Raw genomic sequence first — 6,454 nt, forward strand, 5'->3', positions numbered from 1 at the left:
GGCTTCTTCTCTATATAAAGACTGTCCGGCGCTTACTGCTGGACGACGACGCGGGCGCCCTTGCCGGGACGGACGCGGCTGTAGAGGTCGATTATGTCCTGGTTCATCAGGCGGATGCAGCCCGACGAGGCGGCCGTGCCGATGGAGGCCCATTCCGGCGTGCCGTGCAGGCGGAACAGCGTGTCCTGACCCTTTTCATTGAAGAGATACATGGCGCGTGCGCCGAGCGGGTTCTTCAGGCCGGGGCCCATGCCGTCCTTGACGTAGCGCGCGACGTCAGGCTTGCGGTCGGCCATTTCCTTCGGCGGGTGCCAGGTCGGCCATTCCTGCTTCCAGGCGATGTAGGCTTCACCCTGCCATGCGAAACCGGACTTGCCGACGCCGATGCCGTAGCGCACGGCCTTGCCGCCGGGCAGCACGTAATAAAGGAAGCGGTTCGGCGTGTTGACGACGATCGTGCCGGGCTTCTCGCTGGTGGCGTAATCGACGATCTGGCGGTGGAACTTGGTGTTCACCTTGCTGATCGGGATCGCCGGCAGGGCATAACCGTTGTCCTCGACGGCGCCGTAATCCGACGTGAAGATAGCATTGGTCGCCACCTTCTCGCCCGGAAGGGAGGTCGAGGACGAGGAGCAACCAGCGAGCGTGACGGCTGCTGCGAGGCCGCACAGGAGGAGGGCATTGCGGAAGCGCATGAGGGTCTCTTGTAAAGGAATTAAGATGTTCCGGGACGCGGGAACTTTCATCGATTATGGTTTATTTTCGATTAACCCAGTCAATGCAAGTGTGTGCGCTGCGGCATGGGCTTATGCGAAAGCAAAAAGCTGCCGGATTGTTTTTTTGCAACAACAATGCCGGTATCTCGCCACTTTCGCTCGGCCCCGACACTGCCAAGCACGCCGCAGCGCGCCGTTCAATGGCCTTGGAGCCCAGAGCGCCCAAGCCGCACAAGAACAGTCTCGCGCAGTTAATAGAACCTTTTTCTCGCCGCAGTTTTGCCCGCTGTCTTAACGTTTTCCGGCATGGCCGCATCGATTTCGCGGGATCGGCGGCTAGAATGTGATTCGCGAGGTGTTGACCGATGACGATCGTTTCCCTTCACAACGACAATCCGCTGCTCGACGGTCGCCAGTCCGACCGTGCCATGATGGTGCGCCGCGGCGTGCAGCGCATGCTGATGGAAATGCGCCATGCGGTGCTGCCGGAGCTGACGCTTGCGAGCGGCCGGCGCGCCGATCTCATCAGCCTGTCGGACAAGGGCGAGATCTGGATCGTCGAGATCAAGACGTCGGTCGAGGATTTTCGCGTCGATCGCAAATGGCCCGACTACCGTCGCCACTGCGACCGGCTGTTCTTCGCCACCCACAAGGACGTGCCGCTCGATATCTTTCCGGAGGATTGCGGCCTCATCCTCTCCGACAGCTACGGCGCGCACATGCTGCGCGAGGCGCCGGAGCACAAGCTGGCGGCCCCGACACGCAAGGCGGTCACCTTCGCCTTCGCCCGCGTCGCGGCGGGCCGGCTGCTTCTGGCGGAGTTTGCGATGGATTCGCGCCGTGACGGGCCTGATATGTCGGCGATCGTCTCGGGGCGGCGCGACGAGCCCGCTTGATTTTTACTTCGGCGCGCGCTTGGCCAGGATGCGCTGGAGCGTGCGGCGGTGCATGTTGAGGCGGCGGGCCGTCTCGGAAACATTGCGGTCGCACATTTCATAGACGCGCTGGATATGTTCCCAGCGCACGCGATCCGCCGACATCGGGTTTTCCGGCAGCTCGACCTTCTCGCCCGGGCGCTGTGTCAGCGCGGCAAAGATGTCGTCGGCATCGGCGGGCTTGGCGAGGTAGTCGACCGCGCCGAGCTTTACCGCGTTCACGGCGGTGGCGATGTTGCCATAGCCGGTCAGCATGATGATGCGCGTGTCGTCGCGGCGCTGGCGGATGGCGGAGATCACGTCGAGGCCGCTGCCGTCGCCGAGGCGAAGATCGACCACGGCATATTTCGGCGGGTTGGTCTTGGCCTTGGCAATGCCCTCGGCGACCGATTCAGCGGTATCGACGGCAAAGCCGCGGGTTTCCATGGCGCGCGCAAGTCGGCGCAGGAAGGGCGCGTCGTCATCGACGAGAAGAAGCGAGGGATCCGGCCCGATATCGTCGGTTGCGATCTGCGGTTCGATGTTTTCAGCCATTTTTCGTCTTCCGTCGCGGATGTCGTCCAGTCTTGATCGGGATCAGCTTATCACCCCTAAGGCTGTGCCGGTAAAGTCATTTCACGCCTTTGGTCTCCATGCGGGCCCGCGGCCAATCGACCGAGACGCGCGCCCCCGGCTGGTCGCCCGTGCGGTTGGCGAAGGTCAATTTGGCGCCGGACCGCTCCAGCAGCGTCTTGGCGATGAAGAGGCCGAGCCCCAGCCCGCCCGCCCGCTCGTCCTTCTGCCGCTTGGTGACATAGGGATCGCCGATGCGCTGGAGAACGTCGGCCGCATAACCGTCGCCGTCGTCCTCGATGACGATCGTCACCCTGTCAGGCGTGTGGCCGACGGTGACGGTCACCGCCTCGCGGGCATGGTCGACAGCGTTTTCCAAGAGATTGCCGAGGCCATAGAGAATGCCGGGATTGCGGTTGCCGACCGGCTCGCCGTCGCGCCCGCCCTCTTCGACGAGGTTGAGTGTTATGCCGAACTCGCGGTGCGGTGCCAGCACCTCCTCCATCAGCGAGGAGAGCGGCAGCACGCGCATATGCGCTTCGTCCTCCGTCGAAAGCGTGGTCAGCCGGCGCAGGATGTCGCGGCAACGTTCGCTCTGGCTGCGCAGGAGCTGCACGTCTTCCTTGAAGCGTTCGTCGCTGCCGAGCTCGCGCTCCATTTCGCGCGCTACCACGCTGATCGTGGCGAGCGGCGTGCCGAGCTCATGGGCGGCGGCGGCGGCAAGGCCATCAAGCTGTGACAGGTGCTTTTCGCGCTGGAGGATCAGTTCGGTCGCCGTCAGCGCGTCCGAAAGCTCCTTCGCCTCCTGCGACACCCTATAGGAATAGAAGGCGGCGAAGGCAGTGGTCGAGACGATGGCGAACCAGAAACCGGCCGTCAGCACCGGCGGCACGACGAGCAGCGTGCCGACATACCAAGGCAGCGGGAAGGGTGTGAAGGCGAGCGCCGTGATGCCGGCGACGGCAAGGCCGCCGAGCGTCAGGCTGAAGCGGATCGGCTGGAGCGACGACGAGATGATGACGGGCACGCAGACCAACGGCGCGAAGGGATTGGCAAGGCCGCCGGTAATGAAAAGCAGCGCCATCAGCTGGCAGAGATCGAAAGCAAGAAGCGTGAAGGCGGAGGCGGGCGTCAGCCGGTGCGCCGGGGCAAAGCGCACGGCGAGGAAGAAGTTGACCGCCGCAAGCAGCGCGATGAGCACCGCCGCCGGCAGCAGCGGCAGTGGGAATTTCAGCCAGAAGGCGACGACGAGGACGCTGATCGACTGGCCAGCGACGGCAAGCCAGCGCAGACGGATCAGCGTTTCCAGGCGCAGCCGTCGGCCGGAGGCCTCGAAGTCGATATCCTGATAGAATGCCATGATATGTCCCTTCTCTTCCGTCATGTGCCGCGCGGCTTGGCGCGCATCGTCGGCATGGCCTCGGCCGGATCCTCCGGCCAGGGATGTTTGGGATAGCGCCCGCGCATGTCGGCGCGCACGTCCCGCCATGAGCCGGCCCAGAAGCCGGGCAGGTCGCGCGTCGTCTGGATCGGCCGCTGGGCCGGCGAAACGAGTTCCAGCAGCAAGGGCAACCGCCCGCCGGCGACGGACGGATGCTGTTTCAGCCCGAACAGCTCCTGCACGCGGATCGCCAGCACCGGTTCGTCGCCATCATAGCGGATCGGATGGCGCTGCCCCGTCGGCGCCTCAAAATGGGTGGGCACGAGCTTGGCGATCTCGCGCTGCAACTCATAGGGCACCAGCGCCATCAGGCCATCGTGCAGGCTTGCGGCGGTGATGTCGTCGATCCCGCGGGTGTTTTCCTGGAAGGGTGTGAACCAGGTGTCGAGCGCGGCAAGCAGGGTGTCATCGCTCGTATCGGGCCAGGGCGCGCCGATCGAGCGGTGCAGGAAGCCGATGCGGTCTCGCAACTGCGCCGCCTCGCGGGAAAAGGGGATGGCTTGCAGGCCGAGCTGGCGAACGCCGTCTGCCAGCGCCTGCGCGGCCTTCGGTCCGGACGGGCGCTTGAGTGGCGCTTCCTCGAGAATCATCGCGCCGAGGCGCACCACCCGGCGCGCCCTGACCTGCCGGCTCGCCCGGTCGAAGAGGCACTGGTCCTCGCGAACGATCTTGTCGGAGAGTTCGGCCTCGACGGTGGCGCGGTCGATCTCGGCGGCAGCGAGGATGCGCTGACGTCCGGCTTGGCCGGTAAGATCGGCGACGACGATCATGTCGGCGCCCGCCAGCCGCTCGGTCTCCGGCACTTCGCCGCCACGGCCATTCGCCATGACGAAGCGCCCCCGGCCGCCGCGCTGCAGGGCGATGCGATCGGGAAAGGCATGCAGCAGCAGCGCGCCCGGCGTGCTCGTCGTTCCACCCCTGGCCGTGCCAAAACCCTCGGCCATGCGCTGGGCGAGTTTTCGCGCCGCATCGGCCCGTTCGCCGCGCTCCTGGGAGAAGCGGCGCAGGCGCTCCTCGATATCCACCGAGGGGCCACCCAGCCCCTGTTCGGTGAGAAGCACGGCCAGCCGCGCGGCTGCCGCCTGCTCGCCGGTTTCGGCGGCGGACAGGATCATCGCGGCGAGCCGCGGCGGCAGCGCCAGTTCGCGGATGCGCTTTCCCGCCGGCGTCAGCGCGCCGCCATTATCCAGCGCGCCGAGCAGGCGCAGCAGGTTGCGCGCCTCTTCCACCGCGGCCGCTGGCGGCGGATCGACCAGCCGCAGCATGGCGGGATCGGCCACACCCCAATGGGCGACATCGAGCATGAAGCCGGAGAGATCGGAGGACAGGATCTGTGGTGGCGTGAAGGCCGGCAGCGCCGCCGTCTGGCCGGCGTGCCAGAGGCGGATCGCCACGCCCGGTTCCGTTCGCCCGGCGCGGCCGGCGCGCTGGTCGGCGGAGGCGCGGGAGACGCGTACGGTCTCCAGCCGCGTGATCCCGGTCGCCGCCTCGAAGACCGGCAGGCGCTGCAAACCGCTGTCGATGACGATACGGACGCCGTCGATGGTGATCGACGTTTCGGCAATCGAGGTGGCGAGGACGATCTTGCGCGTACCGGTCGGTGCCGGTCGAATGGCTGCGTCCTGCTCCTTCTGGCCGAGATTGCCGTAAAGCGGCACCACCGTCGTCTCCGGCCCGAAGCGCCCCTCAAGCCGCTCTGCCGTGCGAAGAATCTCGGCCTGCCCCGGCAGGAAGGCGAGGGTCGATCCGCTTTCCGCGCGATGCGCTTCTATGATGGCGCGCACCATACTGTCTTCTATACGTTCGCCGGCCGGCCGGTCCTGATGGCGGATCTCGACGGGATAGCTGCGGCCCTCGCTGACGATGGCGGGCGGATGGTCGAGCAGCGCGGATACCCTGTCGACATCGAGCGTTGCCGACATGACGACAATACGGAGGTCCTCGCGCAAGGCCGCCTGCACGTCCAGCGCCAGCGCCAGCCCGAAATCCGCATCGAGCGAACGCTCGTGGAACTCGTCGAAGAGAACGGCGGAAACACCCGCCAGCTCGGGGTCGTCGAGGATCATCCGGGCGAAGACGCCTTCCGTCACCACCTCGATGCGCGTCTTCGCCGAGACGCGATTGTCCAGCCGCATGCGATAGCCCACGGTCTCGCCCACCGTCTCACCGAGCAGGGACGCCATGCGCGCTGCCGCCGCACGCGCCGCAAGGCGCCGTGGTTCGAGCAGGATGACCTTGCCATTCCCGCGCCAGGCCTGCTCCAATAGGTAAAGCGGCACCAGCGTCGTCTTGCCGGCGCCCGGCGGTGCGGACAGAACCGCGCGCGTGCCGACGGAAAGGGCTGCACCGAGTTCGGGCAGCACATCCGCGATCGGCAGTTTGGGCAGTGTCTCTGATATCGACGCCATGATCGGGCCTGCGCATCCATATATAGGGAGCGGCATCCGTGATGCCGGAGAGCCATTCTGTTTCCGCTTGAATAGCCCGCGGACGATGCCCGGAAAAGGGCTGAGAGGGTGTTCCGGTCTCTCGGAAGCACGCTATGCGGTGGGAATAAGAAATTTTACCACCTGGACAAGATTTCAAACCGCGGAATCGCAGGTTCGATCGGCGCTCTGGGGTCCTACTCTTGGCTTCACTCGAAATATCACAACAAAACCAATTACTTGTCGATTTTTGCTATTTTTATGAAAAGGGGTGTTGACGGATTGGGTAAGGGGGGCCTATAACCCGGCCATCGAACGAGAGCGGCGGCGCTTCTGGCGGCCGACGAACTCGCTCTAAGGTTTCCTGATGGAGCTGGTGAGAAT

At 65.4% G+C, this 6,454-nt stretch carries 5 protein-coding genes; 1 reads left to right on the top strand and 4 read right to left on the bottom strand.

Annotated elements, in window-relative coordinates; all coding sequences use genetic code 11:
- Window positions 1-32: 32 nt before the first annotated feature.
- Window positions 33-695 carry a L,D-transpeptidase gene (locus tag ACOZK4_RS01095; RefSeq protein ID WP_313532565.1) on the bottom strand — a complete coding sequence of 221 codons (663 nt, stop codon included), beginning with the start codon at window positions 693-695 and terminating at the stop codon, window positions 33-35.
- A 386-nt stretch (window positions 696-1,081) separates the two neighbouring features.
- On the opposite strand from ACOZK4_RS01095, the gene ACOZK4_RS01100 reads away from it, so the two are divergent.
- Window positions 1,082-1,612 carry an MmcB family DNA repair protein gene (locus ACOZK4_RS01100; protein WP_421589957.1) on the top strand — a complete coding sequence of 177 codons (531 nt, stop codon included), beginning with the start codon at window positions 1,082-1,084 and terminating at the stop codon, window positions 1,610-1,612.
- A 3-nt stretch (window positions 1,613-1,615) separates the two neighbouring features.
- Here the strand turns inward: ACOZK4_RS01100 and ACOZK4_RS01105 are convergent, their stop codons facing one another.
- The 3 genes from ACOZK4_RS01105 to hrpB form a co-directional block, all read right to left on the bottom strand.
- Window positions 1,616-2,185, bottom strand: a complete 570-nt coding sequence (locus ACOZK4_RS01105) for an ActR/PrrA/RegA family redox response regulator transcription factor (protein WP_421589958.1) — start codon at window positions 2,183-2,185, stop codon at window positions 1,616-1,618.
- Between the two features lie 76 nt (window positions 2,186-2,261).
- Window positions 2,262-3,563 carry an ActS/PrrB/RegB family redox-sensitive histidine kinase gene (locus tag ACOZK4_RS01110; RefSeq protein ID WP_421589959.1) on the bottom strand — a complete coding sequence of 434 codons (1,302 nt, stop codon included), beginning with the start codon at window positions 3,561-3,563 and terminating at the stop codon, window positions 2,262-2,264.
- Window positions 3,564-3,583: 20 nt separating this feature from the next.
- Complete coding sequence (hrpB, locus tag ACOZK4_RS01115) at window positions 3,584-6,052, bottom strand: ATP-dependent helicase HrpB (RefSeq protein ID WP_421589960.1); 2,469 nt, start codon at window positions 6,050-6,052, stop codon at window positions 3,584-3,586.
- Between the last annotated feature and the right edge of the window lie 402 nt (window positions 6,053-6,454).

The sequence above is a fragment of the Shinella sp. M27 genome (assembly GCF_049199905.1).
In the GTDB taxonomy this organism is placed as follows: Bacteria; Pseudomonadota; Alphaproteobacteria; order Rhizobiales; family Rhizobiaceae; genus Shinella.